General features: G+C 45.4%; 1 protein-coding gene. It reads left to right on the forward strand.

Features of this window, described 5'->3' with window-relative positions; translation table 11 throughout:
* Window positions 1–590: phosphoribosyl-ATP diphosphatase (locus tag ACS8FC_RS19245; protein WP_439297970.1), on the forward strand; the 590-nt coding region annotated here is incomplete at both ends.

Here is a 590-nt window from a genome sequence, read left to right on the forward strand (position 1 = left end):
CGTCTAGACTGTGACGCAGACGTGATTGTGCTAAGCGTGACTCAAGCGGGCGGTATTGCTTGTCATACAGGCCGCGAGTCTTGTTTTTATCAGCGTTTAGATCTATCAGGCCAAACACCTGAATGGCAAACTGTCGATAAAGTATTGAAAGACCCTGCGGATATTTATCATTCTGATGAATCTGCTAGCACCAATTCTGAAAACGAAAATGCTAGCGCGACCACCCACTCTAATAACACTCAAGCGCAAGTCGATACTACTCAAGCGCCAATTGATAAAGGCTCTGTGCTACAACAGCTTGATCAGGTATTGGCAGAGCGCAAACAAGCCGATGCCGACAGCTCTTATGTCGCCAGTCTATACGCTAAAGGTTTGAATAAAATATTAGAAAAAGTCGGTGAAGAGAGTACAGAGAGCATCATCGCTGCCAAAGATTTTGCTCACTGTGATGAAGATAAAGACAAAGCAAGCTATGATGAGGCGCGTCATGAGCTGATCTATGAAGTGGCAGATGTCTGGTTTCATACTTTAGTCGGACTGGCATGGTTTGACATAGAGTCAGACGCTGTACTAAATGAGCTGGGTCGACG

The sequence above is a fragment of the Psychrobacter sp. 1Y4 genome (genome assembly GCF_051847555.1).